The organism is Sodalis sp. RH15 (genome assembly GCF_047324255.1).
GTDB lineage: Bacteria > Pseudomonadota > Gammaproteobacteria > Enterobacterales > Enterobacteriaceae > Acerihabitans > Acerihabitans ligni.
In genome coordinates, this window is the sequence record NZ_CP178738.1 from 2564072 (window position 1) to 2578872 (window position 14801).

14 protein-coding genes are annotated in these 14801 nt (G+C 59.3%); 5 read left to right on the forward strand and 9 right to left on the reverse strand.

What is annotated here, in order from left to right; translation table 11 throughout:
- Positions 1 to 32 precede the first annotated feature (32 nt).
- From ACL2XO_RS11885 to ACL2XO_RS11900, 4 genes are all read left to right on the forward strand, one after another.
- Positions 33 to 1256, forward strand: a complete 1224-nt coding sequence (locus tag ACL2XO_RS11885; protein ID WP_413742780.1) for a DUF3500 domain-containing protein — start codon at positions 33 to 35, stop codon at positions 1254 to 1256.
- A 146-nt stretch (positions 1257 to 1402) separates the two neighbouring features.
- The gene (locus ACL2XO_RS11890) at positions 1403 to 2785 is read left to right on the forward strand and encodes a hypothetical protein (RefSeq protein WP_413742781.1); all 1383 of its coding nucleotides are present in this window, start codon (positions 1403 to 1405) and stop codon (positions 2783 to 2785) included.
- An 80-nt stretch (positions 2786 to 2865) separates the two neighbouring features.
- Positions 2866 to 3252 carry a RidA family protein gene (locus ACL2XO_RS11895; RefSeq protein WP_413724041.1) on the forward strand — a complete coding sequence of 129 codons (387 nt, stop codon included), beginning with the start codon at positions 2866 to 2868 and terminating at the stop codon, positions 3250 to 3252.
- 123 nt (positions 3253 to 3375) lie between these two features.
- Positions 3376 to 4248, forward strand: a complete 873-nt coding sequence (locus ACL2XO_RS11900; protein WP_413724042.1) for a DUF2218 domain-containing protein — start codon at positions 3376 to 3378, stop codon at positions 4246 to 4248.
- 47 nt (positions 4249 to 4295) lie between these two features.
- On the opposite strand, the gene hpaI is transcribed toward ACL2XO_RS11900, so the two are convergent.
- The 7 genes from hpaI to hpaD form a co-directional block, all read right to left on the reverse strand.
- Positions 4296 to 5075, reverse strand: a complete 780-nt coding sequence (hpaI, locus tag ACL2XO_RS11905) for a 4-hydroxy-2-oxoheptanedioate aldolase (RefSeq protein WP_413724043.1) — start codon at positions 5073 to 5075, stop codon at positions 4296 to 4298.
- Positions 5076 to 5083: 8 nt separating this feature from the next.
- Entirely contained in the window at positions 5084 to 5887 is an 804-nt protein-coding gene (gene hpaH / locus ACL2XO_RS11910; RefSeq protein ID WP_413742782.1) for a 2-oxo-hept-4-ene-1,7-dioate hydratase, read from the reverse strand.
- Positions 5888 to 5890: 3 nt separating this feature from the next.
- Positions 5891 to 6826 (reverse strand): fumarylacetoacetate hydrolase family protein, encoded by a 936-nt coding sequence (locus ACL2XO_RS11915; protein WP_413742783.1) that lies wholly within the window; start codon positions 6824 to 6826, stop codon positions 5891 to 5893.
- 32 nt (positions 6827 to 6858) lie between these two features.
- Positions 6859 to 7905 carry an amidohydrolase family protein gene (locus tag ACL2XO_RS11920; protein ID WP_413742784.1) on the reverse strand — a complete coding sequence of 349 codons (1047 nt, stop codon included), beginning with the start codon at positions 7903 to 7905 and terminating at the stop codon, positions 6859 to 6861.
- Positions 7906 to 7970: 65 nt separating this feature from the next.
- The gene (locus ACL2XO_RS11925) at positions 7971 to 9257 is read right to left on the reverse strand and encodes an FAD-dependent monooxygenase (protein WP_413742785.1); all 1287 of its coding nucleotides are present in this window, start codon (positions 9255 to 9257) and stop codon (positions 7971 to 7973) included.
- 119 nt (positions 9258 to 9376) lie between these two features.
- Entirely contained in the window at positions 9377 to 10612 is a 1236-nt protein-coding gene (locus tag ACL2XO_RS11930) for an MFS transporter (RefSeq protein WP_413742786.1), read from the reverse strand.
- 137 nt (positions 10613 to 10749) lie between these two features.
- Positions 10750 to 11778 (reverse strand): 3,4-dihydroxyphenylacetate 2,3-dioxygenase, encoded by a 1029-nt coding sequence (hpaD, locus tag ACL2XO_RS11935; RefSeq protein WP_413742787.1) that lies wholly within the window; start codon positions 11776 to 11778, stop codon positions 10750 to 10752.
- 342 nt (positions 11779 to 12120) lie between these two features.
- On the opposite strand from hpaD, the gene ACL2XO_RS11940 reads away from it, so the two are divergent.
- Positions 12121 to 12255 carry a hypothetical protein gene (locus tag ACL2XO_RS11940; RefSeq protein WP_413742788.1) on the forward strand — a complete coding sequence of 45 codons (135 nt, stop codon included), beginning with the start codon at positions 12121 to 12123 and terminating at the stop codon, positions 12253 to 12255.
- A 42-nt stretch (positions 12256 to 12297) separates the two neighbouring features.
- On the opposite strand, the gene ACL2XO_RS11945 is transcribed toward ACL2XO_RS11940, so the two are convergent.
- Positions 12298 to 13557 (reverse strand): Dyp-type peroxidase, encoded by a 1260-nt coding sequence (locus tag ACL2XO_RS11945; protein WP_413742789.1) that lies wholly within the window; start codon positions 13555 to 13557, stop codon positions 12298 to 12300.
- A complete protein-coding gene (gene efeO / locus ACL2XO_RS11950) occupies positions 13554 to 14798 on the reverse strand; it encodes an iron uptake system protein EfeO (protein WP_203521912.1) in 1245 nt (414 codons plus the stop codon). The genes ACL2XO_RS11945 and efeO overlap by 4 nt, the downstream gene beginning before the upstream one ends.
- Positions 14799 to 14801 lie beyond the last annotated feature (3 nt).

Sequence of the window (14801 nt, forward strand, 5' to 3'; positions counted from 1 at the left end):
CGCCCGGCATCAGTAAGATGCAAGGAGCTTTCATGGTCAGCCAGAATTTTCGTGATTACCTGATGCCGGACGATTCGCCGCGTATCGCCGCCGCCCGCGGCGTCGATGTATACACCTACGGCGAGCGGATGCTGGCCACGGAAAAAGCCAGGAACCTTATGGCGCACTGGCAGGGCTTGCTGAACGAGACCTTCCGCGGCATTACCGCCGACGGACGCGTGCGGCCGGACCTGTTTGAATTAAGGGATGAGGGTTTTGCGGCGCAAGGGGCGGTGGCCGCCGCCGAGGCGCTGCTGGCTACCCTCAATGATAGCCAGCGCACGCGAATCCTCCATCCCATCGATGCCCGGGAGTGGCGGGCCTGGTACAACCCGGAAATCCCCTTTAATGATTTCGGGGTGCGTCTGGAATTCACCTCTCGACGAACGCAGGAGGCATTTTGGGGCCTGCTGCAAAGCTGCACCAGCGCGAGGGGCTTTGAGAAGGTACGGCAATTAATGGACGCCAACCATTTCTTGGGGGAACTCTACGATCTTAACAATATCATGAACCGCTGGAGTTTCCACTTCATGATTTTCGGCGAGCCCTCCGCCTCGCGGCCCTGGGGATGGAGCATCTATGGCCACCATGTGGCTTTCTGCTGCTTTATTTTGGGCCGCCAGCTGGTGATAGCCCCCACGTTCATGGGGGTGGAGCCCAACGTCATCGATCGGGGCGACGGCTCCGACTGTACTCTTTTTACCGAGGAGGAGCGCCTGGGACTTGCGCTGATGCAGTCCCTGAGCCGGGACCAGCAGGAGCGGGCCACCGTCTACAGGCTAATGGAAGACCCGGCCATGCCGCCGGATCGCTTCAACTTTGCCGACCAGCGCCACCTGGGGGGCGCCTTCCAGGATAACCGCATTATTCCCCTGGAAGGGATCTGCGCGGCGGAATTCAATGCCGGACAGCGCCGCAAGCTGCTGGCGGCCATGGAAACTTTTCTCGACTTCCTGCCGGATGGCCCTCGGGCCGCGCGTTTGGCGCTGATAAACACCTACCTGGATGAAACATGGTGGAGCTGGATCGGCGGATGCCGGGATGACGACGTTTTTTATTACCGCATCCAGAGTCCCGTGGTGATGCTGGAGTTTGACCACCACAGCGGCATGTGGCTGACCAACCAAGAGCCGGCCAGGTTCCATATTCATACCATTACCCGCATCCCCAACGGCAACGACTACGGCAAGGCCTTGCTGTCCCGTTACCGAGGATGATCCAGGCCGGGACGGCCTGAAATTCAATGCCGTACCGGACGACGCCGTTTTGTCCGGATAACAACTATAAGGGAAAACCCAGTTTCCATAACGAAGCTGGCGGCTTCCCCATGCCGCAAAAAGACCGGGCAGTAATGAAGAAATGAATGCTGAAAATCACCAAAACCACCATTAACGAGGTTCAGGCAATGGAGATTAAAAGAGTATCCAAGGTTGCGGCATTGATTATATTTCCTCTGGCACTGTTTTGCGGTCGTTGTTTTGCCGAGGCGTCACCCCCCACGACAGAAGCTGATTCCTTTGGCGACTGGTTATCCCAAGGATCGCTGTATGGCGAGGGGAAGACCATGACTTTTTTCCAGGAATACGGCAGCAGCGAGATGTCAAACAGGAGAACCCATTCTTTCGGCGGTGATATTCAATATCAAAGCCCCGCGTTCCAGGGATTCAGTTTCGGGCTGGCGGGGTATGGGGCCTATAACCTGGGCTTGAATCCGTCGGACACCGCCCAGGTGGAACCTTACCTGCCGTCGGATAATGTCACCGTGCTGGGCAAGGCCTACCTCCGTTATCAGGGCTATGGCCTGGATCTGAAGGCCGGCCGCATGAATCTGGATACCCCCTTTGCCAACAGCGGGCAGGGGTGGACCATGATCCCGGCCCTTTTTCAGGGGCTTGGCGGCAGCTACAGCCTGCCCATCAATCCGGACATTAAATTCTATGGCTATCGAATTTATCGCTTCAAGCCTTTTAGCGCCGATTACTTTGGCCGGGGGGATACCGGGTCGCCGGAAATCACGGATACCAGCATCCCTTCAGTGGACAGTAATGGCTTTACCACCCTGGGGCTGCGCTATGGACAGCTCTATCATGCCAAGGCCGAAGCCTGGTATTACAACTTCGACAAACGCGCCCAGCTGGCCTTCGCCGGCGCCGAAATCCCGGTGCAAAGCCTGAAAGTCGGTTCCTGGACGCCCTATTGGGGCGCCCAATATGTTCATGAATGGGATGCCTCGGATCAGGCATTTCCCTACGAGAACATTGATACCAGTCTTTATTCGGCCAGGATAGGAGCGCGATCGGGCAGCCATGATGTCTATTTTGTCGCCAGCCGGGTGCCTGAAAGGGACGGCGCCTTCCTGAACGGCGGCTTTTTCGCGCCCTACACCTTCGGTATCTACGACAATACGCCGTTGGAAAGCGGACAGCCCCTGGTGTCCATGGTCACCGTTAACCAGCCCGGCACCGCCCTGGCGTTACGCTACGCCTACCATTCCCGTCAAGCCCTGGCGGTACTGGGCGTGACCCGGCTGGAGCTGAAGGATTCCCCCGGCATCTATTACCCGCTGCCGGCCATGAATGTCAATGCCGCCTTTATGATCCTCGGCTACAACATCACCGAACGGCTGCATCTGGAGTTCGAATATGACATTGTCCATTCACCCAACGAAGTCACGGGTAATTACCGTTCCGAGCGTTTGAGGCTGGTATATAAATTCGGCAAGATGATGTCCGAGGGCGATTACTGACGCCCGCACCGGTTCCGCTTGCGCCGCGGTTTATTTTCATCGGGGGGAAGCGGAGCCTTTTGCACTGGAGGAAAGCGAGTATGCCGAGAAGACAAAGTATTTATGTGGACGGGTTTCCCCATGCCAACCCCATTCCCGCCGCCTGCCGGGTCGAACAGATGCTTTATTCCGCGGTGATTTACGGTCGGGACCCGCAGACCCAGGAAGTGCCGGCGGATGCGGACCGGCAGTGCGCCCTGATGTTCGGGCACGTGCGCGCCATCGTTGAGGCGGCGGGAGGCGGCCTGGAAGATATCGTTAAGGTCACCCTGTGGATGCAGGACAAATCCCAGCGAGACATCGTCAACCGCCACTGGGAACAACTGTTTCCCGACCCTCAATCGCGTCCGGCGCGCCATGCCCTGGACGGTACTTTTACCGGCAATATCAGGTTCCAATGTGATTTTATCGCGGTGCTGGCCCGCTGAGCTATCGTCAAACAAGGGAGTGAAATCTCGAAAAATGACTGAAAAGGCTATAACAAGGTATACACAGCCTTTAGATATATTTAATATCCAGTTATATTTTAAGGATTTTAAAGGGAGGGCAAGATGGTGCAGACAAGCCGCTCCGCCATGACCACACCCGGTCAGGGCGATGAGGAAGCCATTGCGGCAGGACAAAAGAACGGCAAAAGCGGCCATCGCGGCCGGGTTTTCGACTATGGGGAACTGCGCCTGCTGCTGCTGGCCATGCTGGCCGAGCAGCCCAGCCACGGTTACGAGCTTATCCATGAAGTAAAAGAGCGCTTCGGCGGTCTGTACAAGCCCAGTCCCGGGGTAATCTACCCGACGCTGACCTGGCTCTATGACCGGGGCTATACGGTGATCGATCTGGAGAAGGGCGGGCGCAAGCGCTACACCATTACCGACGGCGGCCGATCGTTTCTCGCCGCCAATAAAGCGGTGACCGAAATGCTGTTGGCTCGGGTGGTGCCCAAGGGCAACGGCAAATCCCCCGAGCAGATCGTCGATGCCATGGATCACCTCAAACGGGCCCTGAGTCTGCGCATCAAGCTGGCGCCGGTGGGCGAGGGGGTAGTGGAGAAAATGGCGGCCGTCATTCATGCCGCCGCCGATCAGCTCGAAGAGCTGCTCAATGCCCCGCCGCTGGGCGAGGCCACCCTTATGAGCGTTGCCGATATCGCCACTCCCAATGCCGATCGTTTCCTGCGCCGCCTAAGCAGCCACTTCCAGCACCGTACGCCGGTGGTAACCGATAAAACCAGCGGCCAGTTCCGGATGAGCATGGGCGAGGTGCGCATGGAGGCGATGGACGGCGTCTTCAGGATAACGGTCACCTCCTCCCGGCAGGAAAAACTGGAGGAGATGCAGGAGATCATGGTGCGCCACCTGGAGGAAGCGGCGGTGCGCGAGGTGCTGGAAGTGAATTGGCGCCAAAGCCGGACCATGCCGAAAGCGTAGGGCGGAATGGCCGGCGAGCCGCCGGCATGAGATGGTCTGCAAGAAGATTACGCGCTCAGTCTGTCCCGAAAATAGGCGGCCAGGGCGCCGGTGGCCTTCACCAGCAGGCCCACGTCGCTGCCCACCGCCACAAAGGTGGCTCCCAGCGCCAGATAGCGCTCCGCCAATTCCGGGTCGGCGGTGAGAATACCGGCGGCTTTGCCCCGGGATAAAATGCGTTTCAAGCCCGCTTCCACCGCGTCCTGTACCTCCGGCGCGCCGGGCCGGCCCAGATAGCCCATGTCGGCGGCGAGATCCGCCGGGCCGATAAACACTCCGTCCACCCCCTCGACGGCGGCAATGTCATCCAGATTCTCCAGGCCGGCGCGGCTCTCAATCTGCACCAGCAGGCAAATCTGATCATTGGCGGTCTGCAGATAATCGGGAAGTCGGTTAAAGGCTGATGCCCTGGCCAGGGCCGCCCCGACGCCGCGGATCCCGAGCGGCGGATAGCGCACCGCCCGCACCAGCGCACGGGCCTGTTCCGCGGTTTCCACCATGGGAATCAGCAGGGTTTGGGCGCCGATATCCAGCAGTTGCTTGATAAGCCAGGGCGCATCCATGGGGGCGCGGATCACGGCGTGGACGGGGGCGCCGGACAGGGCCTGCAGTTGGCCCATCAGCAGAGGTATATCGTTAGGGGCGTGCTCGCCGTCCAGCAGCAGCCAGTCAAATCCTGCGCCGGCGCAAATTTCGGCGGTGTAGGGGCTGGCCAGGGCCAGCCAAAGTCCCAGCCGGGGGCGTTTTTCCGCCAAGGCTTGTTTGAAGGTATTGATGGGGGCTGACATGGGAGACCTCACTGGAAAAAACAGCTGACGGTGCCGTGGGGGCCAAAGTCAGCGATGATAGTGTCGCCGCGGCGGGTTTCCACCGGGCGGATAAACGAGCCGGCCAGCACCCACTGTCCGGCTTCGATGCTATCGCCATACCGGGCCAGGCGGTTTGCCAGCCAGGCAACGCCGCGGGCCGGATGGTTCAGCACCCCGGCCCCCAGTCCGGTCTCCTCCACGGCGGCGTTCCGTGAAACAATGGCGCCCATCCAGCGCATATCCACGCTGTCCGGCCTGAAGGACTGACTTCCCAGCACGACGCCGGCGTTGGCGGCATTGTCGGACACCGTATCCATAATGGTGCGGGTCCGGCCGGTGGCCGGATCTTTTCTCAGAATACGGGTGTCGAGGATTTCAAGAGCCGGCGCCACATAGGCCGTGGCGTTCAGCACATCGATAATGCCGACCCCGGGCCCCTTGAGGGGTGCTTTCATCACAAAGGCCACTTCCGCCTCGATGCGCGGCTGGATAAAGCGTTCCGGCGCAATGGCGGCGCCGTCCTCGAACAGCATGTCGTCGAACAGTACGCCGGAATCCGGGGTGTCGATGCCCAGGGCAGATTGCATGGCCTTGGAAGTCAGTCCTATCTTCCAGCCGAAAACCTTGCGGCCGGCAAGCATTTTCTGTTTCACCCAGGCCCCTTGGATGGCGTAGGCGTCGTCCAGGGTCATCTGTGGGTGCTGCAGGGAGAGCAGTCCGGTTTGCACCCGGCTCCTTTCGGCATGGTCCAGCGCTTCCACGGCGCGTTGGATCTGGATTTGGCTCAGCATGTCCTACTCCTCGTCGCTAACGGTGTTGCGCAACACGCCGATACCCTCGGCTTCCACCTCCACCACATCGCCCGGCCTGAGCCAGCGGGGGGGATCAAAGCGGGCGCCGGCGCCGGTGGGCGTACCGGTAATGATGATGTCCCCCGCCTCAAGAGTGGTGAAGGCGGAAATGTAGGCGATAATCCAGGCAACGGAAAAGGTCATGCGGCTGGTGCGGTCATCCTGACGCAGCTCGCCGTTCACTTTGGTGGTGAGGCGGATATCCGCGAGCTGGGCCGGGTCGGAATAGGGCACCAGCCAGGGTCCCATGGCGCCGGATCTTTCAAAATTCTTGCCCGGGGTCACGTTGAATTTAGCGTGGCGCACCCAGTCGCGGACGGTACCTTCATTACAGAGCGTCAGGGCGGCGATATGGGAAAGGGCCTCGCCTGCGGCGATACGGCGGCCGCCCTTGCCGATGATGACGGCGATTTCCCCTTCATAGTCGAGCTGTTCGCTTTCCGGCGGCCTGAGCAGCGGTTGCAGGTGGCCGGTCAAAGACCTGGGAAAACGCACGAACAGCGACGGATAGTCCGGCGCGGCCTGGCCGTCCTTGTATTCGGCATTGCGGTTGGGGTAATTGACGCCGACGCATAAAATCTTACCTGGGTTGGGAATAGGTTTGTCAAACCGGATATCGTCCAAGGCATGATCCGGGCTCATGCCCATGGCCTCGCCGGCCAGCAGCGGCAGGGCGCCGTCGGCGATGGCGTCCTTGAGCGTCGGCCAGCGCTTGCCGACGCGCTGATAAAGATTAATCACTCCTTGGCGGGTGACCAGGCCATAACCCGTATAACGGCCATTGGCCCAGGAGAAGGTAGCGAATTTGGGCTGCTGCAAAATAAGCCTCCATAGTGAGGTGCTGTACCGGTCAGGATCCGTGGCGATGCCATTAGGCATCGCCTCCCGCCGCCTGGCGGCGGGAGGGGCCTTTACAGATTGAACATGCGCACGGCGTTGCCGCCAAGGATGTCGGCCTTGTCCTGTTCAGAAATATCCAGTCCTTGTATGGTTTCGATTCCCTGGAAGAACCAGTCCTTACGGATGGGATAGGAGCTGCCGTAGAGGATATTCTTGCCGCCGATCACTTTTACCGCGGCTTCCAATTGGGCTTTGCCCCACTGCGGCGCGCCGGAAATATCAAAAAAAATGTTGTTGCTCAGATGATCCCGCAGATTGCCGGTGCCTGCCTGGAAGCGATCCACGGCGTCTTTGAACTCTTCTTTCTTCGGCGGCACCAGCATATCGGCGAAGGCATAAAAAGCCCCCCCCAGCATGGAGTGGATAAATTTCAGGTTGGGTAGTTCGTCAAACATGCCGCTGAACAGCTCGCGGCCTACGGCGGTTGCCTGGTCGATGCAGCGGCCGAACTGGCGGCGCTGGTTGGTATAAGGCAGCACCGAGTGATAATCCACCGGAAGCGGCGTGTGATGGACCACCGTCGTCACGTTAAGATCGTTGAGGTACTTGAGGTAGGGCCTGAAGACCGGATCATCCAGGTAGATCTGGCCATAGTGGGCGACTATCTGCGCGCCGCGAAAGCCCAGCTCATTCAGGCAGCGGTCAACTTCGCGCAGCGCGCCGTCGGTGCCCCAGGGCGGCACCACCGCCAGGGCCGACATCTTGCCGTCGCTGCGTTTGACGTATTCCGCCATGCGGTTGTTGACCTTTTTGCAGGTCTCAAGATCCAGCCATTCCTGCCACACCGGCAAACGGAAAATAGCGTGGTCCACGCCGGCCTTTTCCATATCCGCGAGCTGGCTTTCCAACGTGTATTGGCCTTCAGCATAGTTCAGATTCTGGTAGCCCTTGGGTTGCTCAATGATAAGCTGGCGAAGATTTTTGCCTTCTATCTGCTCCACGCGGGTATGCACGCCGTATTGCTTGGGCACGCAATCGAGGAACGAGTCGAGCAGGTTCTTATCGGAGAACAGGTCGCCGGGCAGCCAGTGCATGTTGGAATCTACAATTTTGCTCATAACAACATCCTTTCTCTTGAGTGAATGACTGATTTACCTTTGGGAAATCCATTGAAATTTTTGTTTTATTGTTGTGTGTTAAAAACCGATTTGTATTTGCCGGGCTCAACGCCGTCTTTCAGGGTGGGAATCTTCATCCCCGCCTTGGCGTGGTATTCGCTGAATATGGACAGGGCCTCTTCGTACGGGAAGATGTTCTCGATGTCGTCGAAAGGCTTGCCGCCGCTGCGCTCTTCAACGATACGGCGCACCACTTCCGGGCCTTCGCCGCGAGAGGCCATTACCAGCCAGTTCACCTTTTCGCGGCGTTCGGTTTCGTAGGCTTTGAGGGCTTGCGCCGGGTCGGTGATGTCGGCAAGCTTCTCAGCCACCACGCGGGCATCCACAAACGCCTGGCAGACGCTGTTGCCGCCGCGGGGATACATGGCGTGGGCGGCGTCCCCCAGCAGGGTAATGCGGCCGAAGGTCCATTGCGGCAGCGGGTCGTGATCGATAAGCGGGAATAAATAGCATTCCCGTGCGTTGCGAATCATTTCGCCAATATCCAGGAAATCCAGTTTGCAGTCGTCAAAGACATGTTCGATGTCCTTAACGCCCGTCTCCTGGTTCCAATCCTCCTCGCTCTGGGGTTTCTCGTCCTGCTCCACCACCCAATTGATGAGCTGGCTGCCATTGCCGTCGACGTTATCCTGGATTGGATAGACTATTAGAGTGCCTTGGCGGATGGGATCGCCGATATGCAATATGCTGCCACCGGTCTTGATGGGGGGCATGACGGTGACGCCGCGATACAGCGTCAGGCCGGAAAAGAACGTGCGTTCCGACTCCGGCAGCAGCTTGCCGCGCACCACCGATCGAATGCCGTCGACGCCTATCACCACGTCGGCGCGCAGGCTTTTCGGCGCCGCGGCATTGAGGGCGTTGTCGAAATGGACGGTCACGCCGCCGCCGTCCTGCTCAAAGGCTGTGCAGCGGCAGCCCAGGGTAACCGCCTCTTTTCCCAGCCGGTCCAGCACTGCCTGGTAAAGCATCATCTGCAGCCGGCCGCGGTGCACGAAGCGTTGATCATGTTCGTAGCCCATATAGCGGCCACACTGTTCGCTGAAAATCTGCTGGCCGTAGCCGGTGTAGAAGATTGACTCCCTGGCCTCCACCGAGACGGCCTTGAACTCTTCCAACAGGCCCATCTCGGTGATTTCCTTGACGGCATAGGGTTTGATGTCAACGCCGACCCCCAAGGGCTTGAGCTCGGGGACGGCTTCGTAAATCCGGGGCCGAAAACCCTTCTGATGCAGACGCAGGGCCGTGGCCAGGCCGGCCGGGCCGGCGCCGATGATGGCGATATCCAACATGATGGCTTCCTCTTGTGGTTTTTTGATAGGCGCTGTCTTGAAAGAGCGCTTGCTCAAGAAAGACAGGGCTTATGAAACACGTCTCTTATAAGACCAGGCACGGATGAAACTCGGCGCGGTCAGCTGTGCCCTTTAAGGGTTCCCCCCTCAGGGGCATTGCCGCCGGCGGGGACGCCGTAGCGGAGATCCCGCAGCCAGATGGGTATGCCCGTCAGGCATACCGCCAGGCCGGCGATAACCAGTATCGCCGAGGCATATGGGGTCTCGGCATTCTGCGCCGCAATGAACAATGGCGGCCCCAGGAAAACGCCCACCAGGGTGAGCTGGGTGATAAGGCCGCTGGTGGCGCCGATGCTTTCACGGGAAGGGGCGACAACGGGCACCAGGGCCCACATGCCCACCAGCAGGCCGCTGCCGAACATGAATACCCAGGACGCCAGAATGGAAAAGATAAAGCCCGTTTGCAGCGTATAAAGGGCCAGCCCCGACAGGCAAGCCAGCAAAAGGCCGGCAGACGCTATCGCAACGGCTCGAATGCCACGGTTCAGCAAGGCGCCCACCATCAGACAGCCGATGCCGTTGCATACCATGGCCACGGCGTTCCAATGGGCCACTTCCAATTCCCTGACGCCGTAAATCCTCGACAGGTAAGGCGTCAGGGTGGAGATCATGCCGGTTTGTAAAAAGGCGTCGGCGCCAAAGGAGATCCCCAGCAGATACGGCAGGGGGCTTTTCAATACCGTTCTGAGGCCCCGGGTGCGGGAGAACTGGTTTTTTTCCTCCGCCGTTCGGCGCGGCAGGCTTATCAGGGCCAAAAAAGCCAGTATCAGTGTTAGCGACGAGTGGGCGATAAAGGCGGCCCGCCAATTGCCGAAATGTGCCGCCAGACCCGCCGAGAGAAACGGCAGCAGGAAGCTGGCGGGGACGAAGGTAGACCACAATGCCATGGCCATGGTGCGCTGCTTGCCCGTGGTGATGCGTATAAGCAGGGTAACGGCGGCCACCGCCGTCAGCACATAGCCGATGCCGGTGATGGCCCGGCCCGCCAGCAGCAGGTTGAAGGCCGGCGCCGAGACTACGCAGACGTTGCCGATGACCATAACCATGGCGCCGCACAGCAGCACGATGCGGTCACCGGCGCGGTCCACGATATAACCGGCCAATAAGGCGCCCAAGGCCACCATCAGCGACGGCAGCGACATAACCAGGCCAATCTGGCCGTGTTCAAAGACATGGAATTCCCGGGCGATAGAGCCCAGTTCGGTAACGGCCTCGCTCACGGTCATCGCGGCCATTACCCCCAGAGCGTAGGCCACCAGTATTCTGAAAATCGGACTCTTTATTAACGTCGCCATGATCTTTTATCCCCGTTGCTATTGTCTGCGCCCGCTTTCCGCCGCCGTATAGAGATCATGATAAGCAGCTGAAAGCGCTCAGCTCCGTTGGTACCCGTCATCGAATTATCCAGGCTATAGATCCCGGTGCGGGATGCTCATGCATCGCTGGCCATGCCAAGGAACCGCTCCAGCGTCGGCGGATCCACCTTGACGTCGGGTTGCTCGGGAGTGACGGACGTAAACGCCGTGGCTTCGGCGAACCACTTATTCTGTGCCGGCATGCCCCATTGATCGGCGCGCGTCGGGTTGGCCAGATCCCAGCCCACCGCCGGTTCCAGGTCAATGTGCTGATAGTGGGTATTGAACAGTTCGATACGGTGTCCGTCCGGATCGCGAAAATAGATAAACAGAGCGCCGCTGATGCCGTGGCGGCCGGGGCCGCGTTCAAGACGGGCCGCATACCCCAGCGACCCCGCTACGTCGCAGGCGCGGATCATGTCGTTGGTGTCGGGGAGGGTATAGGCGAAGTGGTGCAGACGCGGTCCCAGGCCATGGGTGAAGACAATGTCATGGGGATTGCCTTTGCGCTGCAGCCAGACTCCCCAGAGATGTTCGCCGCCGTCATCCGTCTTCGAGTAGGTGTATTCGCTGACGCGAAATCCCAGGGGCTGGTAAAATTGCAAGGCCTTGCGCACATCGGCGGCCTGAAGCTGATAATGGTCCAGGCGCTGGGCGCCGGCGCCCCGGTAGCGGTAATACTGCTTGAAGAGGCGCTCGCGCGGTTCCATGGCGGCGCACAGCTCCAGCGGAACGCCGATGCTGTCGGATACATGCAGTGTCTTTCCCTGAAAGGGCACCTCCACCAGCCGGGCTTCGATACCGCGGCTGCCGAAATAGTCACGCGCCTTGAGAATGTCGTCGTCGCTCTGGACCCGCATGCCGATGCGGGAACAAGTGTTGTCAGCTGATTTGCGCAGCACCAGGCTGTGGTGGCCGCGCTCCTCCAGACCCCGCAGGTAGACGGCCGAGGTGTCCTCGTCGCTTACCGCCAGGCCGGCGAGTTCGGTGTAAAAGTGCTTGCTGGCCTCAAGATCGCGGACGTCAAGTACCACGTGACTGGCCCGTGTCACATTAAAGGGCGGATTCAGGACCACATCGTCGATCTGCTGCATGATCTGCTGCATGGTTAGGCTCTCTCTTTCAGTGAATACAACGTCAGTTTTCGGATCCGGCGAATATCTCGGGCCGGTTCACCTTTATAGGGATATGGCGTTGCCACTACTGACTAAGACAACGCGCAGCGACGTTTGAAGATATATCGCATAAGTAGATATATCTTATTATTCGGAACAGATTTTAGATCAAGCGCACAGAACGGGATTTTGTAGGATGATGTGGATGGGTGAGGAGGGTGCAAGGGAATGTGTGCCGTCGGGGGCGGGGGGTGTTCCCTGGATGAAAATTAAGCGACTGGAACCTGTATCTCATGATTCCCTGTCTACGGCTGCTCAAAGGGAGGCCTGGTTATGAACAGCAAGGAATATATGTTGCTGCTGCTGCGCTGTTTGCGAGGCATCGGCATCGGCGGCGAATCCGGCGGCGGGATGACAATGGTGGTTGAACATTCGCCTCCCGGCTGCCTTGTGGCGCCGGGCCCGTAAGCGTGGTCAGAAAGATTGGCGGCCTGAGAGGGCCGCCAGCCGTTATACAAACAGACTGCCGCCGATATAGGACCCCACGGGCGGGGCGGGGGGGACGAAAAATATCCCCGATCCGATATGGGAGATATATTCATTCAGGCCGTCGGAAGCACCCAGCTTGGTTTGCAGCGTCTCGAAGGCGGCCGGATCATTTTGGTAGCTGATAAACAGCAATCCCGCATCCAGCAGCCCGACGTTATTGATGCCGTCAGTGTAATTGTATGAACGCCGCAGAATTTTCAAGCCGTTGTTATTCTCATGGGCGGCCAGCGCAATATGCGCGGTGGCGGGGATCACCAGGTTGCCGTCGGCGCCGGTCTTTTGAAAATCCGGCGTATCGAACTCCTTGATGCCGGAGAGCGGGGCGCCGGAAACCTTGTGGCGGCCGAAGACGTCATTCTGGTTGCTGACCCGGTCGGTATCCCAGTTCTCGATGTGCATCTGAATCTTGCGCACCACCTGATAACTGCCATAGCGCTGCCAGGCCGGTCCATCCTTAATCCAGACAAATTTTTCAAAGTCGGCGGTTTCCATAATGTTGCGCGTCCCGTCTTTATATCCCAGCAGGTTGCGCGGGGTGGACTGGCCTTTACCGGCGGAGGCGCGGCCGAATCCCATCACCGTCCAGCGGGTTGACGCGGCGCCGGTATCCTTGGCGATACGGGCCAGATCGCGGATGGCATGATAAGCCACCTGGGGGTCGTCGGCGCAGGCCTGCAATGAGAGGTCGCCGCCGGTGAGTTCCGGCTTCATGGCATCGCTGGGCAATTGCTTGAGCTCGCGCAGGAGCGGGGGTTTATGCTGCGCCAGACCATAGGTATCGGTGAAGACCTTGAGCCCGAGGCCCACCGTCACCGTCAGGGAGGCGGGTCCGAGATCTAAGGCCTCGCCGGTATCGAAACCGACGCCATAATCCCGCACCGGTTCCACCTGTCCGATGGTTTGTCCTTTCGTCAACTGGGCGATGGCCGCCGACCAGCGCGCCAGCAGCACCTGCAGCTCGGTGCGCTGCGTGGTGGTCAAATCAAATGTCATAAAGAAGGTGTAGCGCTGGGGGGGCGTACGGATGCCCGCCTGTTCGGCGTTGCCGTAAAAGGCGTGGGACCGGGACAGGTCCACGCTGTCCTCCGAAGAGGACGGCACCGCTTGCGCGGCGCCTGCGTAGCTGGATATGCCCAGGGCGCCGACGACGGCGCCGCGGATCACATCACGGCGTGAAAACTCCCCGGCCGGCTTATCGGCCGGGGCGTCTTTTTCACTCATAGCTTATGCTCCTTGCCTGCGGTGGCGACTTTTTCGGAAATTTTGGACAAGGGTTCCTGCAGGGCCTGGATGCTCTTGCTGAGTTTGGTGGCATCGGAGGCTTTCAATTGGTCGGTATAGAGTTTATAACCGCCGGGTACGCTCGGGTCGCGATAGGTTTCCAGCAGAGTATGCACGGCGGCAAACTGGGCGTTGACCTGTTTGGTCAGGTCGGGGTCAATTTTTTCCATACCGGGTTGCAGAAAAGCGAAGGCCTGCTGCGCCCCTTCGACGTTACCGGCGAAGTCCACCAGGTCGTAATGGCTGAAGGCTTCCTCTTCGCCGTTGATTTTGGTGGATTGTACCTCTTCAAGCAGGTCGGCGGCGCCGTTGGCGAGATCTTCGGGCTTGTAGTTCAGGGACTTCACGACATTGTCGAGCTTGATGACATTGGCTTGCAATTCGGCCGCCAGCTGTTTGGTCTCGTCGGTTATCTTACCGTTCTGGAACAGGTCACGTTCGATGGCGTGGAAGCCGTGCCAGCCTACCTTGGGATCAAGGTTGGAGGCGCGCATATCGATGAGGTAATCGAGATTACCCGCATTGTCGGTGGCTTTGAAGCCGGGCAGAACGAAACCGTCCACGTCCGATTCAACGCGTTCATAGAACGGACGGGCCTGCGGATAATCCGTTTTGGCCTTGTCGAGGTCGCCGGCGTCAATGTCGGTTTTCAGCCGGTCCACCGCCGTCTTCATATCATCCACCACGCCGTTTACGTAGGTTGCATAGCCTTTGGTGCCGACGGCGAGAATCGATGCCGTGCTGCCGGTGGGCCGCGCGGCGCTCTTGCCGGTGACTTTGAAGTTCACCATTTCCTGTTTGGCGCCGGGGCAATAAATCTGATAAGCGCCGCCGTCAAGGGTGAGCGTAAAGCTGACGGTGGGCAGCCCGGGGGCGAGATTCTCTTTCTCCCCCAGTATGCGGTTGTTGCTTTGCAGTTCAACCTCGGTGATGGAAGTGGCGGTCTTGTTGGTGACCGAGAAGGTCACCGGACCGGCCTTGGCGACGCTATGGTCGAGAACACAGGTGCCGTCATTGTCCCCGGTCATGGTGATCTTCACCTGGGAGACGCCGTTTTTTACCGGCGCCGGGGAAGTATCCGCTAAGGCATCAATGGAATAGATGCCGCTGGAAAACAGGATAAGCGTCGTAAGACCGGCAGTGGCGATGAACGGACGTGACGGAAGGTGGGTACGCGGCATGTG

Bases quoted from the DNA above. Each gene is read 5' to 3' on its own strand.
- ACL2XO_RS11885 (WP_413742780.1), top strand. From the start codon at position 33: ATGGTCAGCCAGAATTTTCGTGATTACCTGATGCCGGACGATTCGCCG.
- ACL2XO_RS11890 (WP_413742781.1), top strand. From the start codon at position 1,403: ATGCTGAAAATCACCAAAACCACCATTAACGAGGTTCAGGCAATGGAG.
- ACL2XO_RS11895 (WP_413724041.1), top strand. From the start codon at position 2,866: ATGCCGAGAAGACAAAGTATTTATGTGGACGGGTTTCCCCATGCCAAC.
- ACL2XO_RS11900 (WP_413724042.1), top strand. From the start codon at position 3,376: ATGGTGCAGACAAGCCGCTCCGCCATGACCACACCCGGTCAGGGCGAT.
- hpaI (WP_413724043.1), bottom strand. From the start codon at position 5,075: ATGTCAGCCCCCATCAATACCTTCAAACAAGCCTTGGCGGAAAAACGC.
- hpaH (WP_413742782.1), bottom strand. From the start codon at position 5,887: ATGCTGAGCCAAATCCAGATCCAACGCGCCGTGGAAGCGCTGGACCAT.
- ACL2XO_RS11915 (WP_413742783.1), bottom strand. From the start codon at position 6,826: ATGCCTAATGGCATCGCCACGGATCCTGACCGGTACAGCACCTCACTA.
- ACL2XO_RS11920 (WP_413742784.1), bottom strand. From the start codon at position 7,905: ATGAGCAAAATTGTAGATTCCAACATGCACTGGCTGCCCGGCGACCTG.
- ACL2XO_RS11925 (WP_413742785.1), bottom strand. From the start codon at position 9,257: ATGTTGGATATCGCCATCATCGGCGCCGGCCCGGCCGGCCTGGCCACG.
- ACL2XO_RS11930 (WP_413742786.1), bottom strand. From the start codon at position 10,612: ATGGCGACGTTAATAAAGAGTCCGATTTTCAGAATACTGGTGGCCTAC.
- hpaD (WP_413742787.1), bottom strand. From the start codon at position 11,778: ATGCAGCAGATCATGCAGCAGATCGACGATGTGGTCCTGAATCCGCCC.
- ACL2XO_RS11940 (WP_413742788.1), top strand. From the start codon at position 12,121: ATGAACAGCAAGGAATATATGTTGCTGCTGCTGCGCTGTTTGCGAGGC.
- ACL2XO_RS11945 (WP_413742789.1), bottom strand. From the start codon at position 13,557: ATGAGTGAAAAAGACGCCCCGGCCGATAAGCCGGCCGGGGAGTTTTCA.
- efeO (WP_203521912.1), bottom strand. From the start codon at position 14,798: ATGCCGCGTACCCACCTTCCGTCACGTCCGTTCATCGCCACTGCCGGT.